The organism is Acidianus brierleyi, assembly GCF_003201835.2.
GTDB lineage: Archaea > Thermoproteota > Thermoprotei_A > Sulfolobales > Sulfolobaceae > Aramenus > Aramenus brierleyi.
In genome coordinates this window covers 2,269,421-2,287,704 of record NZ_CP029289.2, presented here as the reverse complement: position 1 = coordinate 2,287,704, position 18,284 = coordinate 2,269,421, and the positions used below count along the sequence as shown (strand labels likewise).

Annotated in this window: 18 protein-coding genes; 15 read left to right on the top strand and 3 right to left on the bottom strand. The window is 32.2% G+C overall.

Translation table 11 applies throughout. The features are described from left to right. Positions 1-87 precede the first annotated feature (87 nt). Complete coding sequence (locus DFR85_RS28495) at positions 88-1,533, top strand: sugar porter family MFS transporter (protein WP_110271200.1); 1,446 nt, start codon at positions 88-90, stop codon at positions 1,531-1,533. A gap of 109 nt (positions 1,534-1,642) precedes the next feature. Here the strand turns inward: DFR85_RS28495 and DFR85_RS28490 are convergent, their stop codons facing one another. Next, positions 1,643-2,983, bottom strand: a complete 1,341-nt coding sequence (locus DFR85_RS28490; protein ID WP_246252896.1) for an MFS transporter — start codon at positions 2,981-2,983, stop codon at positions 1,643-1,645. A gap of 341 nt (positions 2,984-3,324) precedes the next feature. Between DFR85_RS28490 and DFR85_RS28485 the strand changes: the two genes are divergently transcribed. The 13 genes from DFR85_RS28485 to DFR85_RS28425 all read left to right on the top strand — a co-directional run bounded on the left by DFR85_RS28485 (position 3,325) and on the right by DFR85_RS28425 (position 15,083). Continuing rightward, positions 3,325-3,612 (top strand): UxaA family hydrolase, encoded by a 288-nt coding sequence (locus tag DFR85_RS28485; protein WP_110271198.1) that lies wholly within the window; start codon positions 3,325-3,327, stop codon positions 3,610-3,612. Continuing rightward, on the top strand, positions 3,609-4,769 hold the full coding sequence (locus DFR85_RS28480; RefSeq protein WP_110271197.1) for a UxaA family hydrolase: 1,161 nt from the start codon (positions 3,609-3,611) through the stop codon (positions 4,767-4,769). Before DFR85_RS28485 ends, DFR85_RS28480 begins: the two co-directional genes overlap by 4 nt. Before the next feature lie 2 nt (positions 4,770-4,771). After that, the gene (locus DFR85_RS28475) at positions 4,772-5,893 is read left to right on the top strand and encodes a mandelate racemase/muconate lactonizing enzyme family protein (protein ID WP_110271196.1); all 1,122 of its coding nucleotides are present in this window, start codon (positions 4,772-4,774) and stop codon (positions 5,891-5,893) included. A 12-nt stretch (positions 5,894-5,905) separates the two neighbouring features. Beyond that, positions 5,906-6,553: a GntR family transcriptional regulator gene (locus tag DFR85_RS28470; RefSeq protein ID WP_110271195.1), complete on the top strand. Its 648-nt coding sequence runs from the start codon at positions 5,906-5,908 to the stop codon at positions 6,551-6,553. Positions 6,554-6,936: 383 nt separating this feature from the next. Beyond that, positions 6,937-7,080, top strand: coding sequence for a hypothetical protein (locus tag DFR85_RS28465; protein ID WP_162582807.1), 144 nt, complete (start codon positions 6,937-6,939; stop codon positions 7,078-7,080). A gap of 56 nt (positions 7,081-7,136) precedes the next feature. Next, positions 7,137-8,162 carry an AsnC family protein gene (locus DFR85_RS28460; protein WP_110271194.1) on the top strand — a complete coding sequence of 342 codons (1,026 nt, stop codon included), beginning with the start codon at positions 7,137-7,139 and terminating at the stop codon, positions 8,160-8,162. Positions 8,163-8,339: 177 nt separating this feature from the next. Next, on the top strand, positions 8,340-9,044 hold the full coding sequence (locus DFR85_RS28455) for a helix-turn-helix domain-containing protein (RefSeq protein WP_162582805.1): 705 nt from the start codon (positions 8,340-8,342) through the stop codon (positions 9,042-9,044). Between the two features lie 178 nt (positions 9,045-9,222). Next, positions 9,223-9,753 carry a PaREP1 family protein gene (locus DFR85_RS28450; protein ID WP_110271192.1) on the top strand — a complete coding sequence of 177 codons (531 nt, stop codon included), beginning with the start codon at positions 9,223-9,225 and terminating at the stop codon, positions 9,751-9,753. A 241-nt stretch (positions 9,754-9,994) separates the two neighbouring features. Further along, a complete protein-coding gene (locus DFR85_RS28445) occupies positions 9,995-10,150 on the top strand; it encodes a hypothetical protein (RefSeq protein WP_162582803.1) in 156 nt (51 codons plus the stop codon). A gap of 163 nt (positions 10,151-10,313) precedes the next feature. After that, positions 10,314-10,598 carry a type II toxin-antitoxin system RelE family toxin gene (locus DFR85_RS28440; RefSeq protein ID WP_110271191.1) on the top strand — a complete coding sequence of 95 codons (285 nt, stop codon included), beginning with the start codon at positions 10,314-10,316 and terminating at the stop codon, positions 10,596-10,598. 250 nt (positions 10,599-10,848) lie between these two features. Continuing rightward, positions 10,849-11,958 (top strand): enolase C-terminal domain-like protein, encoded by a 1,110-nt coding sequence (locus DFR85_RS28435; protein WP_110271190.1) that lies wholly within the window; start codon positions 10,849-10,851, stop codon positions 11,956-11,958. Positions 11,959-12,864: 906 nt separating this feature from the next. Further along, positions 12,865-13,938, top strand: a complete 1,074-nt coding sequence (locus DFR85_RS28430) for an AAA family ATPase (RefSeq protein WP_110271189.1) — start codon at positions 12,865-12,867, stop codon at positions 13,936-13,938. Positions 13,939-14,057: 119 nt separating this feature from the next. Then, entirely contained in the window at positions 14,058-15,083 is a 1,026-nt protein-coding gene (locus tag DFR85_RS28425; RefSeq protein ID WP_168367211.1) for an NAD(P)-dependent alcohol dehydrogenase, read from the top strand. An 88-nt stretch (positions 15,084-15,171) separates the two neighbouring features. Here DFR85_RS28425 and DFR85_RS28420 read toward each other — a convergent pair whose 3' ends face one another. Then, complete coding sequence (locus DFR85_RS28420) at positions 15,172-15,852, bottom strand: hypothetical protein (protein WP_110271188.1); 681 nt, start codon at positions 15,850-15,852, stop codon at positions 15,172-15,174. Positions 15,853-16,026: 174 nt separating this feature from the next. After that, complete coding sequence (locus DFR85_RS28415; RefSeq protein ID WP_110271187.1) at positions 16,027-17,250, bottom strand: M20 family metallo-hydrolase; 1,224 nt, start codon at positions 17,248-17,250, stop codon at positions 16,027-16,029. A 275-nt stretch (positions 17,251-17,525) separates the two neighbouring features. Between DFR85_RS28415 and DFR85_RS28410 the strand changes: the two genes are divergently transcribed. Then, the gene (locus DFR85_RS28410; protein ID WP_110271186.1) at positions 17,526-18,284 is read left to right on the top strand and encodes an MBL fold metallo-hydrolase; all 759 of its coding nucleotides are present in this window, start codon (positions 17,526-17,528) and stop codon (positions 18,282-18,284) included.

Below are 18,284 nucleotides of genomic sequence, written 5' to 3'. Positions count from 1 at the left end.
AATCAATTGACATTTAATATTTAAAATCAAGGTATACCATTAAACCTTATATACGTAAAAGTATACAATAATTTTTAGATATAGATCATGATAGTTCCATATGAAGAGGTAGTAAAAAGACTGGATAGTGATAAAGTTAGAGGATTGCATATTTTAGCAACTATAATAGGAGCACTAGGAGGATTCCTATTCGGATATGATACTGGAATAATAGGAAGTGCGTTAGTATACGTAACTCCACTTTTTCATCTAACTTCAGGGGAAGTTGCAATATTAACAGCAGGAACGTCACTGTTAGCCGGAATAGGCGCACTGGCAGCAGGACCTATAACGGACAAATACGGAAGAAAATCCTTACTCGTCGCTGACGGTGCAATGTATGCAGTTTTTGCTCTGCTTTCTGCAATAGCTACAACGTCATTTCTTCTCATCCTATGGAGAAGTTTGGTAGGTTTCGCTATAGGCGCAGATACTGCAATAGCAACAGCGTATATTGCCGAATTTTCACCTAAGAAATGGAGAGGAAGACTAGCAATAACTCAACAATTAATGATATTTTCTGGGATAACAGCAGCATTCTGGGCAGGATACATACTTTCTTTTTCAGCTAATTGGAGACTTATGCTTGGCCTTGGAGTAATTCCAGCAGTAATCTTAGTAGCTTTAAGAGCATTCTTGCCTGAAAGTCCTAGATGGCTATTACTTAACGGAATGGAAGAAAAAGCAAAGAACGTTCTAAGAAAATTCGGAGTTAATATAGCAGAGGACGAACAAATAGCTACTCCTTCCAAGGAATTATCATTTAAAGAAATATTTAGTAGTAGACCCATTAAAACCGCTATAATCTTAGTTGGTTTATGGCTAATATTTCAGCAGATAACAGGAGTTAATGTAATATTATATTATGGTCCTACTATATACAAATATCTAGGATTAACTGGATCTAGAGCTATACTCAACACTGCGATTTCAGAATCTTTGGGGGCCGTAGAATATGGAATTTCGTTTTATCTTATAGACAAATGGGGAAGAAGAAGGCTAGGAATTCTAGGATATGGAGGATTAGCTGGATCTTTAGCTATTATGCTAATAGGTCTTAGAGCTTTTACATCTGGCATAGTATTTGCAGGAGTAGCTCTAGTTTTCACAGCTATGACATTATTTCTGCTATTCTTCCATGTAGGTGTAGGTGGAGTAGGATGGGTTTTGCAAGGTGAGACAATACCAACAGAAGTAAGAGGAAGGGGAGCTGGAATATTAGCAGCATTAGACTGGTTCGGAAATTTTGTAATAATATTTATTTTCCCGTACTGGAAAGCAACATTCGGAGTCTACTCATTTTTCGGATTAGAACTTATATTATCTATAATGGCACTTATAATAGTATATCTATTCTTACCAGAGACTAAGGGAGTGTCATTAGAAGATATGTCAAAGGTGTTTGAAAAAGGATTAACTATACAAAGACAGTACGTTAAGGAAAATATTAAACCTGAAATAAGATCGAAAATGGACTATGAAAATAAAAATTAAGTAAAAATTTTTTTATTTTCATAAACTGATATTCTGTACGAAATTATAAAATATTTTTATATAGGGATTAATAAAGCGTAAAATATAAAAAATATCAATTTATAAAAAATTAAAACCTTTCAGTTGTTCTCTTTATGCTAGTTTTGTCTTCTTCTATTTTAGCTTTCTCTGAGATTTCTTCTAAACTCTTACCTTTAGTTTCCTTAGCTAACGCTAAAGACCATATAAGACCCAACGCAGATGCGGCAAATATTATGTATAGCTTATCGTCAAGAGAAATAGCTGGGAAAAACACACCAGTTAAGACTCCACCTAATCTTCCAACTCCCTGCTTCCATCCTTCTGCAGTCGCCCTTATTCTAGTAGGAAATAATTCTGGAGAGTATACCATGTGAGTACTACCTGGCCCAATACCTTGGAACATAGCAAATAATGTAAATGCCAGCTCTAGTCCTATATAGTAACTTTTAGGTAATAATATGAGTGCTAACATCATTGCTGACATACCTGCCCAGCCTATCAATGTAACTGACCTCCTGCCTATTCTGTCTATAGAAAGAATGCATATAATATCTCCAACCACAAATAGCGACCAGAAAATCATACTACTTATTTCACCAGGCAAGTGAAGTCCACTTTCAAATTCTGGACCGAATATTGAAGTTCCTAGAAATGCTATAGCGAAAAGGAAATAGAAAACTCCTATAAATATGGCGTCTCTCGTGTGTTTTGTTAATAATTCTTTATAATAAGTCGAATGTTCTGGAGTTATTTCAGTGTTTTCCAATAGCTCTACTGCATCAGTATCCAACGGTTTCCCTATAACTTCCTCTATTACTCTCCTAGCTTCTTCTTTCCTACCTTTTGTTAATAACCATCTTGGGCTTTCAGGTGTTCCCAGTCTAGCTAATAGTACTATTAATGCAGGAATTGCAGCGGACATTAGCATGTATCTCCATGCTACTAGTTCTCCGAAACCTAAGAGCCAATATGCTACAGGTGTGGCAACAATACCCGCTATATTAAAGAAAGTTATATTCATGACAAGATATTTTCCTCTAGGTTTTACTGGAGAGAATTCACTAAGATAAGAAGTAGCTATAGGATAATCTAAGCCTATGCCCAACCCTACCAGAATTCTTGCTATTAACAATTCATACGAATTAGTTACTAATCCAGATAAAATGGCAAAACCAACAAAAAATATTAAATCCAAAATAAATATTGTTTTTCTTCCTACTTTGTCTACTACGTATCCTGCTATAAGTGCCCCAATTAAATTTCCAATTATTACAGATAATCCTATAAAACCTAATAAATAGGCTGAAGGATGAAAAGCTTCCTGTATTCCAGCTAATCCAAACGATATAATTATTATATTATAACCATCAACGAATATTCCTCCTCCCGTCAGCAATAACATCCTATAGTGAAATGGTTTTGATTTCATTGAGTTCATTTCGGAAAATAGCTTTTCCTTTAAGGTTTCCCAATCCATATTCTCTAATACACTATAGTATACAATCTGGTATATCTATTTTTTGTATTTGATTCTTATATATATTTATAAAATTTTGAAAATGAGTTTATGGAATAAAATATCGATATTAGTCTAAGACTTTTTACTTAAATTATAGTAAATTATAATTATCTCATATAAATACATTTTCTTAAAATTTTATTTCTATGTAAATCATTAAATATTAAGTGTATAACTTATCTAGTAAGATTCTAATGTATACCATAAGATATATAATAAAAATATATTAAGTAGTGATCATATTCATAATTATGCCAAAAGGTTTAATTCACTCTAAAAATGACGACGTCTGCGTAGCTACTACTGACGTAAGGAAAGGAGAAGAAGTAATATGCGCATATTTAGAGAATCCGTCGTCTTATATTTTAGTTAAAAGCGAAGAAGACATTCCTCTTGGTCACAAAATAGCTCTAAGAGATATAAAGAAAGGCGATAAAGTTCTTAAATACGGAAGAGCCATAGGGGAAGCAACTAAAGATATAATAAAAGGAGAACATGTACATGTTCATAATATAAAATCCTTGAGGTGGGGTAAATGAACACAATAAAAGGATACGTTAGAGAAAACGGGGCAGTAGGAGTAAGGAATCACGTACTTATTTTACCTTTAGACGACTTATCAAACTCCGCAGCAATAGGAGTCTCAAAGTTGATAAGAGGAACTACTGTCATTCCTCATCCGTACGGTAGATTACAGTTCGGCAGAGACCTGGATCTATTCTTCCATATACTTTCTGGAACTGGAGCTAATCCAAACGTTGCAGGAGCAATAGTAATAGGTATAGAGGAAAATTGGGCAAACAAGGTAGCAGATGAGATTGCAAAGACTGGAAAGCCAGTAGAAGTATTTCCTATTGAAGGAAATGGAGACTTAAGAACAATAGAAAAGGCATCAAGAAAAGCTTTAGAGATGGTTCAAGACGCAAGTGAAAAACATAGAACTGAGGTAGACATATCGTCAATAGTCATGAGCATTAAATGCGGAGAATCTGATACAACTTCAGGATTAGCTTCAAATCCATCAGTAGGTGTTGTTGTAGATAAAATGGTAGACCAAGGTGCTACTGTAATGTTCGGTGAAACTTCAGAACTTACTGGAGCCGAAGATATAGTTGCAGAAAAAATGGCTAATGACGTATTAAGAGAGAAATTCATGAAGATTTTTAAAGACTATGATAACACAATAGAGAGAGAAGGTGCAGATTTGTTAGGCTCTCAGCCTACTCAAGGTAACATAAAAGGAGGACTCTCAACTATTGAAGAGAAAGCTTTAGGAAATATTCAAAAATTAGGACATAGGAAAGTCAATTGCGTTCTTGATTATCTAGATCCTTTAAATAAAGGCAAGGAAGGAACTTTATGCTTCGTTAATACGTCTTCAGCAGCGGCAGAAGCAGTAACGCTCTTTGCAGCTAAGGGTTCCGTAGTTCACTTATTTACTACTGGTCAAGGTAACATAGTAGGAAACCCTATTATCCCAGTAATAAAGATAACTGCTAATCCTAAGACTGCAGCTCAGATGGCTGAACACATTGACGTCGACGTTTCAGATTTATTGGATTTAAAGATATCCCTAGAGGAAGCTGGAGAAAGAGTATACCAATATATGCTTAGAGTTCTAAATGGAAGATTAACAAGAGCTGAGGTTCTACAGCACGACGAATTCTCTCCAATTAAACTATATATAAGTGCATAAAAATGAAAGTAAACGTTTTTTCTTTATCCATACCTTTTATTACAAATCCACCTTCTGATTGGATAGACCAGTGGGCAGTTCAATTATATGTAAAAGTTGAAGATGGAGAATTCGGTTGGGGAGAAACATTAGTTGCTGGGAGCGGTATAATAGGGGCATACTCCTCAGTAATAAGTGAACTGATAAAACCGTTTCTTGAAGAGAATGAAATCAATTCTCCTTACGAATTGGAAAACTTACTCGAAAAGATAATGTTCAGTGCAGGAAATTGCGGAGTTGTAACAGGAGCAATTAGCTCAGTGGAAATGGCGTTATGGGGGTTGAAAAGCAGGAGAATGAAGGTTCCACTTGCAGAACTTTTTGGAGGTAAAAGCAAAAGTGTAGTAAAAGTCTACGGCAGTTTTCCAAGGTTCTCTAAAATTGAAGACGTAATAAAGGCGGTAGAAATATCTAAAGAAAAAGGTTTTGATTTTATTAAACTTCATCAGTCTCCATCTACAATTCTTGAAACTGTAAAGAAAATTAGAGAGAAATACAAGGAATTAAAGATAGCTATAGATCTTAATTCTCCTTTCGATCTAAATAAGGCTAAAGATTTTTCAGAAAAAATTTCTAAATATGAAATAGAATGGATAGAAGAACCTTTATGGCCACCTAACGATTATTCATCTCTAGAAAAATTAACAAAAGTTTCTCCAGTACCCATAGCTGCAGGAGAAAATGAATATACAGTATACGGTTTTAAGAAACTTTTAGAATCAGGAATTTCTTATCTCCAGCCAGACATAGCAAAAATAGGCGGAGTAAGCAAATTTTTAAAAATTCTTGAACTAGCGTCTTCATATAACGTTAAAGTAGCACCTCATGATCGTCCAGATAGATCTCCAGTTTCTCTAATTTACGTACTTAATTTAGCTCTAGCTAGGGAAATGGAGATAGTTGAATATCCAATAGCAGACTTTCCTGAAGATCTTTTCTCAGTTCCCGTTTTTAAAAACGGATATGTAAAACCTCCAGAAAATGTAGAAATCAACGAGGAAGCACTAGTCAAATATCCTTATATAAATAAAATTAGAATTCTACATTTTAGTGATTTAGAAGATAAATTAATAAAGCATGATTAAAAATCATTAGTAATGAATAATCTGACAGAAAACGCCTATAACGAAATCCTCAATAGCATTGTTAAAGGAAAATACAGACAAGGGCAAAGACTAACTGAAGACCAATTATGTAAAGATCTTAACATGAGTAGAACGCCAGTAAGAGAAGCACTAAGAATGTTATTGTCTGAAGGAATAATAAAAAAGGATAACAAATCATATTCAGTAGTTTACATTACTGCAGAAGAGGCAAGAATGTTATACGAATTAAGAATACCTTTAGAAGGATTAGCTGCAAGATTAGCTTCACTGAGAGCTGACGAGAAAGACATAGAAAAAATGGAGAGTATACTTTCTAAAGTAAAAGAAGAAACTGCTAAAGAAAACCCAGACGCATTAGTTTTAGCGGATTTAAATGGTGCCTTTCATGAGGCAATTGCAGACGCAACAAAAAATACGTATTTACGTTCTTGTTTGATAGACATAAGGGTCAAATTAAAGATCGTAAGAACTTCACTCTTTACTAGTTTTGAAAGAAGAAGAGATGAATATAATGAACATTATCTAATATTTACTGCTATTAAAGAGAAGAATCCTGAAAAAGCTGAAAATTTAATGACTGAACACGAGAAAAAAGTTCTGGATTTTTTGGAAAAGAGAGTATTTATGTATATGAGTTAAATGAGATACTTTCTATAATATAATTTTTAATAAGAAAATTTAGATAGAATAAATTATATTAAGTTGATGATAAAACATTGTAAAAAAATTATGAAAAGTCATGGTAAACGCTGTTAAAATCAAAATACAAAAGCATAAACTCTGACGTGATAAATATAAATTGATGAAAAGAGAAAATATAGGCAGAAGAAGGAGAATATGTACTTAAAAATAAACCAAACGTAATACGCGAATTAAAGATTTAATGCTATACTATTATTGTTAAATTTTAATTATCTTAACTTGAAAACTTTTTAGATAGTTGTTTTCATTAACCTTTAAAGTTAATTTTTATCTAAAATTTATTGAGTAATGCTTATCAGTAGGTTGAAGGATGTAAAATCTTGATTAAAATGAAAGCAAATTTCGTTCTAAACCAAAACATTATAAGATATATAGCATTAATAGGAATGCTAGCAACAATGCTTTTAGCATTACATGGAGTTCATGCTGAAGTAAGTAAAGCCCCTGCAGGATCATGTGGTTAAAAAGTTTTTAATTTTTATATAGAAGTCTTTTTATAAATATCTTTAAATTTTTTATTGTGCAGATTCTTCAACAACAATCAGAAATTTCTAAAGTTCTTTACTATGTTCAAAGATTTGGTGATCTTTCACCGAAATTGATAACAGCACTGAGTGGAATAAAGGAAGCTACAAAAATAATAGAAAATTTGAAAGAAAAATACAAAATGTTGCCATATCCTATAGAAAGAGCAGATAAATTAAATCTTAAAAGATATTATGTCGAAGTATATTTCTCAAAAAATATTGATTTATTAAAACTATACGAGGCCTTTAATGGAATAACTGTAGCTATAAATAGAGACATGTTAAATGATAAAAAATACATTATAGGAATAATGTACTCTAAAAACGCTGACTTCATAAGAGGATTAGAATATCTAGTTGATATAGGTTTAATACATTATTACGAATTGTATGAAGAAGAAGAGAAACAAGTTTATCCAATAGATTATTCTACTTTCGATTTTGAAAAAGGAAAATTTTCTGAAGATTTCATAAAAAATCCAAGACAACCATTTGAATTACCAGATTTGTCGGATAATTTTAAACCAGACGAAATAGATATAAAAATTCTAGGAAAGAAACAAGAACAAAACGATTTTACATTAAAGGACATTTCATCATCACTAGGAATACCGTTTAAAGAAGTATTATATCATTATCAAGCCCATGTAGTAGGAAGAGGATTAATTTCTGCGTATCATGTCTTTCTAGGAAAATTTGATTTTAAGATGAGTTTAATTTATGACAGTGACGAGGAAGTAGATAATGCGTTGTCTAGAATACCAACTTTAATAAGTATTTCACATTTAAGTGATAATACTTCTAAAGCTACTCTAGTAGCACAGTCTCATATGCTTTATAAAATACTAGAATTTATTACAAGAATTCAGAAGGATAGTAAAATATCCTTTACAATACATCCTTTATTTCCACCCTTTGAATATTCTTTGACAGCATCGATACCATATGAGCATTTTAATAAAAAATGGGAATTCAATGTAGAAGAGTTACTGATGAAGGAAGAGGAAATTTTATCATAAGTTAATTTCTACTTTACACACGATCTTTTCTTATCTTTTATCAATTTATATATAATATTTATATAAATTAAAAGAATTTTCTTCTAAATTTACTTTACTTGAATGTTTATACTATTTCTACTTATTCTAACATTTAAAGCGGTAAAATATTTTATCTTATCCATAATAAAGAATATTATGGAAAATAGTTTAACGTTTTATGAACTAACTGCGCACTACGTTCATGAAAGTGATTGGACATCTAAGTTTATGGATGTAGATAAATTCCATCTGCAAATTTCTCCCTTCAATAGTTTCCTTTCTTCCGAGGGAGAAGTGGAAGTTTCTACGGTTAGAGTATCCTCTAAGGATGTACTTAAAACACTTCAAAAAGTTTTAAGGTCACACTGGAAAATAAAAAGAGTGCTTTTTCTTTATCCTATAAATGACGGATATCCTAAAATACTTAAGTTAGGGGTAATAGGTGATTTAAGGGATACTATAAGGGCTACTGCGTATACTTTAGGTGCAATAGCCGATACATCTCTGTACTATGAAGGTAAGGAATTCTGGTCAATTCTTTTTACTCAAGAGTACGGTATTGACGGAATGAGGAGGTACATGGAAATGCACGGTAAGGTTTTAGATTTAAATGTGAGGAAAACTAAAATGCCGGATATTCTATCTAAATATGAATTTAAGGATTTTTCGATTTTAACTCCAAGAGAAGCTGAAATTTTAAAAATAGCATATAAGGAAGGTTTATTTGAATATCCTAAGAAGAATAATATAGATAATGTTGCTAGAAATATTGGAATAACTAAATCTTCTTTTAATGAAATATTGAGGAAGGCGTTAAAGAAGATCTTGAAGACTGTTAACGATTCTTTAGAGGATTTCTGAATTATCCATTCTAGTCTTAATGATAATGAGCTTAAAACTTCATAGAATTTCATAATATTCAATACCAATAACCAGCCCTTAACTTCACGAGATCACGAATAATAGTTTTAGGATTTTCCCTACTATAATGGACATTAAAGATTTCATTCTTTTTTAATTTTCTAGGTAATGGATAAGTATGGAATCTAAAATACCTACGATTGAGAAACACAAAGACGCTTACGTAAAAATACGGATAATAGAGAGTTTAGACGAGTTAACGTTAGGATTAAAACTACTTAAGGAAGGATTTAGTAGAAATTCTGCAAGCAAAGTGTTCTTATCTTGGAAGGCCATTATAAGTGCATTAGCAGTTATAAACTTGGAAAAGATGCCTAGAAACGAAAAGGAAAAGGAATGGTATTATAAGACCGGCTTTCTTGCCCCAACTACTGGATTAAAAGGTATTTCTCAAAGGCTTGAGGAACTTGGATTTAAAGTAAACCACTTAACATCCACAGCATTAGAGTTGCACAGATATTCCTATAATGGACTCTATAAGGGCGCCAGCGATTATTCAGACAGAAGTGAAGCAATAAGGGACATCATTCAGTTATCTAAGGAAATCATGACTATAATAAAAGAATTTTTCAAGAACTATTGGGACGATGAAATTGAGGAGCATTACAGGATTGCAGAAAAAGAGATTGGAGAATTAATGCATACTTAATTTTTACTATAATAAGCAGACTAAGTTAGTGAAAGACTGTTTCTACATGACTTTTAATCTAGATTACGATATTGCTTTAACGGTGAAGTACCACGCCCTAACGGACGTGACTTTCTGCTTCAAGGCTTTATCTTGCCAGAGGGTTAAGCTCATAGTGATGATCTTTCAGACTTATTAGGATAAAGTATGCAGCATTAGTGATCTCATAAAGTTCTTAGTCGTTAAGAGTCTAAAAATGAAAATGATAGAACAAAAACTTACTGAAACTACTGCTGAATTCTCTTTTTACTCACTTCAAGTATTCATATTGAAGCATTCTATGATTTTTTACTCCTCTGATAGAATTTTATCTCTTCCAAACCTAATTTCGTCATTTTTATTAAAAATGTTGAAATAACGCTATAATGTTATTTACAGTAACGCATATGATTCACTACTATCACTATTATCATTATTACAACTATTATTCATAACGAGATAATAAATGATTAGAAAGATTTTTAAATATGTTTTCCTTTTCTCTTTAAGTTGCTTGCGAGAAGTGGGATGTAAGGTTCTTGATGAGGGATGTTAAGAGCGAAGGTGATTTACTTAGCCTTGTAGTTAGGAGATTTTCAAATTTAGAGATATTAATGTCAATAGTAGATAAACTGGAGATATTACAGGAAAATCCTTTCAAATACGCTAGAGAAAAGTTGAAGAATAAGTTAGATAAATACGGTAATCCTACGTTCTCCATAGAAGTTACAGGGGATATAAGGATACTTTACAGCGTAGATCCAAAAAATTGTGTAGTTTTCATTTGGGAGATTGGGTTTCATAAGGACGTTTACGGTCGGGATTAAGTTCATAATAAGCTTCAATTAGCATTTTCCTAAACTCTTCCAAATCCTCCTTGCTTTCAAATTCCAGAAATCTTTCTCCGTCCTTATCTTCAACAATTCTCATTAAATATATGTTTCTAGAATTAAAATCATGAAAAGACGGTGATTTATATTTTAGTTGAAAGATAAATTTATGTTGAGTTTTCGGTAATTTAGTGTAACCGAATATGTTTGGATACTGAGATTTACCCTTTGTCTAGAAATATTTTTTATGAAAATACTAGACATAAAAATCGTAAAATCTAATTATAGACCTAACCTTGAGGCATATCCTTACACTAAACCTACTGATTTTTATCCTGAAATTCAGAAAACGAATCCTTTAGAAGCCGCAGGTTATAATACTACATCTTTCGTAAAAATGATAGGAGAAAACGGAGAAAGCATAATAGAAGTTAGTGACCTAGTTGGAGATATTATACTAAAATTGAAGAACAGCATAATAGGTAAAGATACTGATGAGACCGAAAAAATATACGATTTCCTTTATCGAACTACTTTACCTTTTGGAAGAAAAGGGATAATAATGATGGCAATAAGCTCTATCGACCTAATGCTATGGGATCTAAAAGGTAAGGAAATGAGAAAACCTGTGTATAAAATTTTAGGAGGTCCAACAGCCGAAATTATACCTGCTTATGCTAGTCATCTCCATCCTACTAATATTAAGGAATTGCAGAAGGAAGCCGAAGAATATCTTAACGAGGGATATAAAGCCATGAAAATGAGATTCTGCTGTAGTCCTATAGACGGGCCTGCTGGTATGCAGAAGAACGAGGACCTGGTCAAAGCTGTAAGAGACGTTATAGGATATGACGTTGAATTAATGGCGGACGTGTGGATGGCATGGAATTTAAAATACGCTAAAAGAATGTTTCAAAGATTGGAAAGATATGAGTTAAGCTGGATAGAGGAACCTTTGCCTCCGGACGAATACAGCGCTTACAAATCATTATCCAAACTAGGAACTCCAATTTCAGCTGGAGAGCATGCATACGGAATTCAGGAGTTTAAACTCTTGGCAGATTCCGGAGTAGAAATACTTCAGCCAGATGCCTTATGGTCAGGCGGAATTACATTAATGAAAAAAGTACAAGGTTTGGCAGAGGCGTATGGAATTCAAGTTATACCTCATACTGCAACTGCGTATAATTTACACTTTCTATTTTCATGTCCCCAATACGTATGTCCTATGGCGGAATATTTAACTAAATATAGGTGGATGGAAGATTTCTTGAAAAATCCTCCAAAGCCTAAGAAGGGAGTATTTTATGAGAAAGAGTTTGATGGATATGGATTCGGTATAGATATTTTAGTGTGAACTACTCCGCCCTAACGGGCATGGCTTCCTGCTTCAAAGCCGAGGCTTGCCAAAGGTAGAGGTCTCAGCTCCACAGGCACTAAGGGTCGTTCCGACCCCGAGCACTAATGTGAACCCACAGTATCCCAATATGGGACTGTCGAATGGAGCAGAGGCGTACCACATAGACCCTCGCTTTAACCAAGGCGTCTCAGTGACGCTTACTCCGTCAGTGACTGCCATTAATAGAATATTTGAAAAATACGTATTTAAATGCAACTACAAAGGGGGCAATCCATCTCCACCCTTACCGGTAGACCCAAAATCATATTACAAATATAAATTCAACATTAAACCTTATATTTTTTCTTCATAAGCGAAGGAATATATTTCATTATACTCATAACCAAGAGTATTAAGAATAATGTATCGAATAATTAATATAAATAAAATAGATTTTATCATCAATTTCCTTATCATTTCCTAATTTACAATAACATTCCTCGCTCTATCTTTGTAGAAATATAAAAAATCTAATATGGTACTTTGAAATTTATAAAAATTATCATATAATTAATTATTTATTTTCATTAAATTCCCATAAATTACTAATAATAGATAAAAATTATTTTTACTAATCAGATTTTGGGTCTACCGCATGGTGGAGTCTTCCGCCCCCTTTGAACCCCTTGTTCAGATAAATAAACCTCATCCTCTACTCTAACTAGTATCTTAAATATTTTTAATTTTGGTAAATCTATGAGCTGGTAGCTTGTTATTATGATTTCAGATAAGAATTGACAAGAATTTAAGAACTACTAATTTAAGCTTATGGAATTCTCTATCGCATTAAAATAATTTTGTCATTATAAAAACTAGCATAGCTTATTAACTTCTGGGGGTAGAAGTTACTTCTGGGGGTAGAAGTTGATTTTTGATCCAGAACCTAAAGAATCTAGAAAGGATTTCTTTGATAGAGAGGAGGAGATAGATAAGATTAAGTCCTTATCCTCACCTATAACTTTAGTTCTAGGACTTAGGAGGACAGGTAAGTCTTCAGTAATTCATATAACGCTAAATGAACTCAACCTTCCTTATATTTATATAGACTTAAGGAAGTTTGAAGAAATAGGCTATATATCTTATAAAGATTTGATTTTAGAAATACAAAAAGAGATAAATAGATTGATCAAGAGATTTCCAAATATAATTGACTTCCTTAAGCGAATAGAAGGAGTAAAGGTTATGGGAAACGAGATTAGACTAAAATGGGGAGGTAATGAGAGAGTTAACATTTCTTTCTTATTAGAATCTCTAAACGATTGGACGGAAAATAAGGCTATATTAACTATTGATGAAGCGCAAGAATTACTAAATCTAAGGGGAGCTAACTTATTGCCAACATTTGCTTATTCTTTTGATAATTTAAAGAAAATTAAAATAATATTGAGTGGTTCAAAAATGGGTTTATTGTACAGATATCTGGGGAAGGATAATCCCAGGTCTCCTCTCTATGGAAGGGCTATGAATGAGATCGAGTTAAATCCTTTTAATAAGGAGAAGAGTGTGGAGTTTCTAAAATTAGGTTTTAAGGAATTAAACATTATTTTTAACGATTTCGATGTAGTTTATGAAAATTTAGGAGGAATTCCAGGGTGGCTTACATATTTCGGATATTATTACTCTCAAAAAAGAGATTTAAATGAAGCGTTGACTAAAACAATAAATAGTGCTATTGGATTAATAAGGGAAGAATTTAATAATTTTCTTAAAATCAGAGCTATAGCGAGAGATAGGTACTTAACCATCATGAAAACATTGGTTAACTGTGCTAGCTGGAGCGAAATAAAAAGAGCATTAGAGGCAAGTACGGGCATAGAAATTAGTGACTCTGAAATCTATAATTATCTAAATCAATTAATTGATTCGTCTTGGATAGTTAAGAAAGATAGTAGAAAATATTGTCCATCAGAGCATTTAATAAGTAAAGCATTTTCTTGATAATGAGTAAATATCATCTTTCGTCACAATGACTCTTGTCAAAAATCTTTCCAAATATTAAAGATAGGATCTTCCCTGTTTGGTTATTATCTTAAAAAGATATTTAGAGTGTTTTCTATATGGAAAGTAGAGCAGCTATTTTGAAAGAGTTTGGTAAGCCTCTTGAAATAGGTAATATTAAACTTCAGGAGGCTAAAGGTGAAGGAGTAATAATAAAAGTAGAAGGTGCAGGAATGTGCAGAACTGATTTGAGGATATGGAAAGGAACAGAACCTAGACCTGGTTTAAATTTACCTTTTGTATTAGGTCATGAAAACGCTGGAACTGTTGTTGAAGTAGGAGAAGAAGTTAAGGGTTTGAAAAAGGGAGATAAGGTAATAGTTTACGCAGTATGGGGAGATCAAACTTGTAAATATTGCAGAGAAGGAAAATACATGTTATGTAGAAATCAGACTGTACCAGGTCAGTCGTTCTATTTTGGAGGATTTTCAGAATTCATGTATGTACCTAGCTTTAAATTTCTTTATAAGATTAATATTGATCCCGTAATAGCGGCACCTTTAGCGGATGCAGGGTTAACTTCGTATTCTGCAGTTAAGAAGTCTCTAAGGTTTCTTGGTGCTGACTCTACTGTTATTCTTTATGGTTTCGGTGGATTAGGTATTTATGCACTGCAAGAACTTAAGATTTTGGCTCCATATGTTAATGTAATAGCTGTTGCAAGATCAGAGCAAAAACTCGATCTTATAGAAAAATTAGGAGCAATACCTAGCAAACCTGAAGAATTAAAAAGCATAATAGATAAGATAACTAATGGTAATGGAGCTTCTGTAGCTATAGATTTTGTTGGAAACGAAGAATCTACATTAAACATTTCTAAAAATCTTGAAAGTGGAGGCACAATAATTGAGGTAGGAATGGAAGGAAAGAATCTAAGAATACCTACTTTTGATTCGGTAGTTTGGGAATATCAACTAATAGGGAGTAATTATGGTACTATGAATGAACTAGGAGAAATAGTTAATTTAACTGAAAGAGAACTCATAAAACCTTACATCATAAAAAGAAAATTAGATGAAATTAATTATGCATTAAATGATCTTGAAAAAGGTGAAGTTTTAGGTAGACAAGTAATAATACCATAATATTCTGAATTTGAAAAACTATAATTTCCATTTTTTAGTCTTATATGGGAAATCAATTCATGAAAAACATGATTAATACTAATTGGACTCACACTCTGTTTTGCGCATTTTTAGCATATAGCATTATAAATATTGATATAATATTAATTATGAAAATTATGATAGCAAACTCTAAGTACGAAATTGGTTTGTGGTTAAGATCCCACCATGCAGTTAGTGAATCTATCATTCCAAAAGGCATAGCTAATAGGAAATATGTTATCTTCTTAGTACTTATAGCTAAAAACGACATAAATCCTATATAAGTATGAAATATTAGAGAACTTACCCTATCAAGAAAATGAGGTAATAGATAAGATAATGCAATGGTATCTAAAGGTAAATTGCTAGGAAAACCAAACGTATTATTGATATATAACGGTAAATATAGAATACCTAATAATATAGCGTTTTCGAAAAATGCTAGATATACTCCATATGAAAAACCGTAAGAAATATCTTTAGGTAAGTTCTTTTTGAAGTGAAGAAAAAGATAAGCAAAACCTGTTTCGAGTATAGCTGTTTGTAGACCGTAAGCTAAATATGTAGGTAATGAAGGTGTAAGGAAAAACCCTAAAAAAGATAATTGTATTATTTGCTTTGAGAATATAGCCACGAAATACGCTCCTAAAGCTAAAATTAACAAATAGAAATTTCTTTTTACAAAAAATAATGGAATAATTCCTACTGAGAGTGAAATTATTGGAATTAATAAATCCAATGCATTCATAGGATAATTAGAATTTTAAATATAGAAAGACTTTGTGTCAAACGCTTTCATCTAGTGAAAAAGAAATAGCGAATCTCAGTAATGATTTTATTCAATTAACCTAAAAGGATATTCTTTACATTGAACTTTTTGTTAAAAAGAATTGTTTAATAAAATATAAAAAATATAGGATTTCTACAATAGCATATACGCTATCGTTTTCAAATCTGAAATAATGTAACTCAATCTAACGTATTCATTTGGAGAATGGGCAGTTTCATCACAAGTCATCCAAACTACTGGATTTAGATCTAACGATCTTAAGTATTTAGCGTAAGTACCTCCTCCTATTCCTAATACCTTAGCATCTACACCTTTTACTGCCTTTATTGCTTCTTTTAATTTCTTTACTGTTTCGGAATTTTCATCTGTGGGTCTTGTAGTGTCCTCTCTATTTACTATTTCAACTTTAACTTCACAATTATTTTTCTCTTCAAACGTTTTTACAACCTCATTGATAGTATTCATAACTTCATCAATGTTGTACTTAGGCAAAATTCTGCAGTCCATGTAAAAGGTATGTTTACCTGGTATAGTATTAATGTTCTCTACGTTCTTCTCAACTTTAGTTATCTCAAATGTAGAAACTGGAGGGTCAAATAACTCATTTTTAGAATTATATTTATCATGGAGTTCATTATATAGATTAATTCCCAATAGCATTGCAAGGAAGTGAGCATTAATTCCCTTTTCAGGAGTGCTAGCATGGGCCTGCTTTCCTATTACTGTAAATCTTAACCATAGAATGCTCTTTTCTGCAACCTCTATCATTGATCCTTCTGAATTTCCTGCATCTGGAATTAATATTATGTCTTCTGATTTAAAGAGTTGATAATTTTTAGCTAAATAAGACACTCCGTACTTACTTCCAGTTTCCTCGTCTGCAGAAACTAATAAAGATAAATTCATTTTAGGTTTAATTTTCATTTCTTTAAGCAATTTAGCTAAAGCTATTCCTAATACTATTGCTTGACCATCGTCCTCAACTCCCCTACCGTAAATGTAATCTCCTTCAACATTAACTTTGAATGGATCGTATTTCCAGAGGCTTCTATCACCCTCTGGTACAGTATCCATGTGAGCTATTATCCATAAAGTATTTTCTTTCTCTCCCTTTATTGTTCCTATTAAATTAGGTCTTATCTTTGAGGGTACTCTATCGTCTTCAACATCAATTTCTTTTACGTCATCAAAATATTTCATCATTATTTCCTTAAGTTTCTTAGCTCTCTCGTATTCACCTTCGCCTCCGTTCTCTGGTCCTAACGCTTTTATGGGTATAAATTCTTTATATAGAGATATAATAAAGTCTCCTTGTTTTTCGATCTCTTTATAAAAATTTTTATGAACTTCTTCCATAACAAGATTGTTATACATGAATAAAATAAGCTATTTGGATTATGTCTTAAAAAAGAATGTTTTAAACATAAGAAAACTGGAATAAATATTTTTAACTGAAGATTTCAAGGTGGAAGAACTGATAAAAAGAGTAAAGAAATGGAATAAATATTGAATTGATTAATTTCTACCTTAAAGACAAAAATCTGATAAAAATATGTTCTTATCGATTATTGATAGTTTTATCCTTACATGTATGGTACGGTTTTTATTTGTTAGAAAGAAAGGTTCCCAATATGATTAAACAAGTTTATATGTTTAAAGTAGGTGAGCATGGAGAAGTACCAGGAGCTGAAGTTTTTTGGATGAAGGAATTTAATTCTTGGATAAGACTATCATTCTATTCTTTCTTGGTAGAAAGTGAAGACAATTATACTCTCATAAATACTGGTCTTGCTAGAGATCTCACATTGAGAAATAAATTCTTGAGAGAATGGGCAGGAAGCGATAGATGTAAATTTAGTGTAAAGGATGAAGAAAAAATTGAAAATCATTTGAAGAAAATTAATTTAACACCAGACGATATTTCTCAAATAATAATCACACCAGTTCAAGATTATACTATAGGTAATATAGATCTTTTTAAAAAAGCTAAATTGATTTTTTCTAGGAGAGGCTGGTTTGAAGATGTAGTGAACCCTTCTCCTTCGCCTTTCCTAAATAGAGACGTATACTTACCTAAATATGTTAGAGAATATCTTTTTGAGGAAGCATGGAATAGAATAGTTTTAACTGATGATCAAAAAATAGGCGATATATTCCTGAAATGGACTGGATGTCATCATCGAAGCTCGATGTCTATAATTCTTGATAATAAAATTTGTATAACAGATGCAGCTTTCGTTTCTAAAAATCTGGAAACTAAGACACCTATAGGAATAGCAGAAGATATTTATGAATGTATAAGAGCATATGATTATCTCCAAGAAGAATGCAGAATAATTATTCCGGCTTATGATCCAGAAAATATTGTTAAATACGGAGAGAAGTTATAG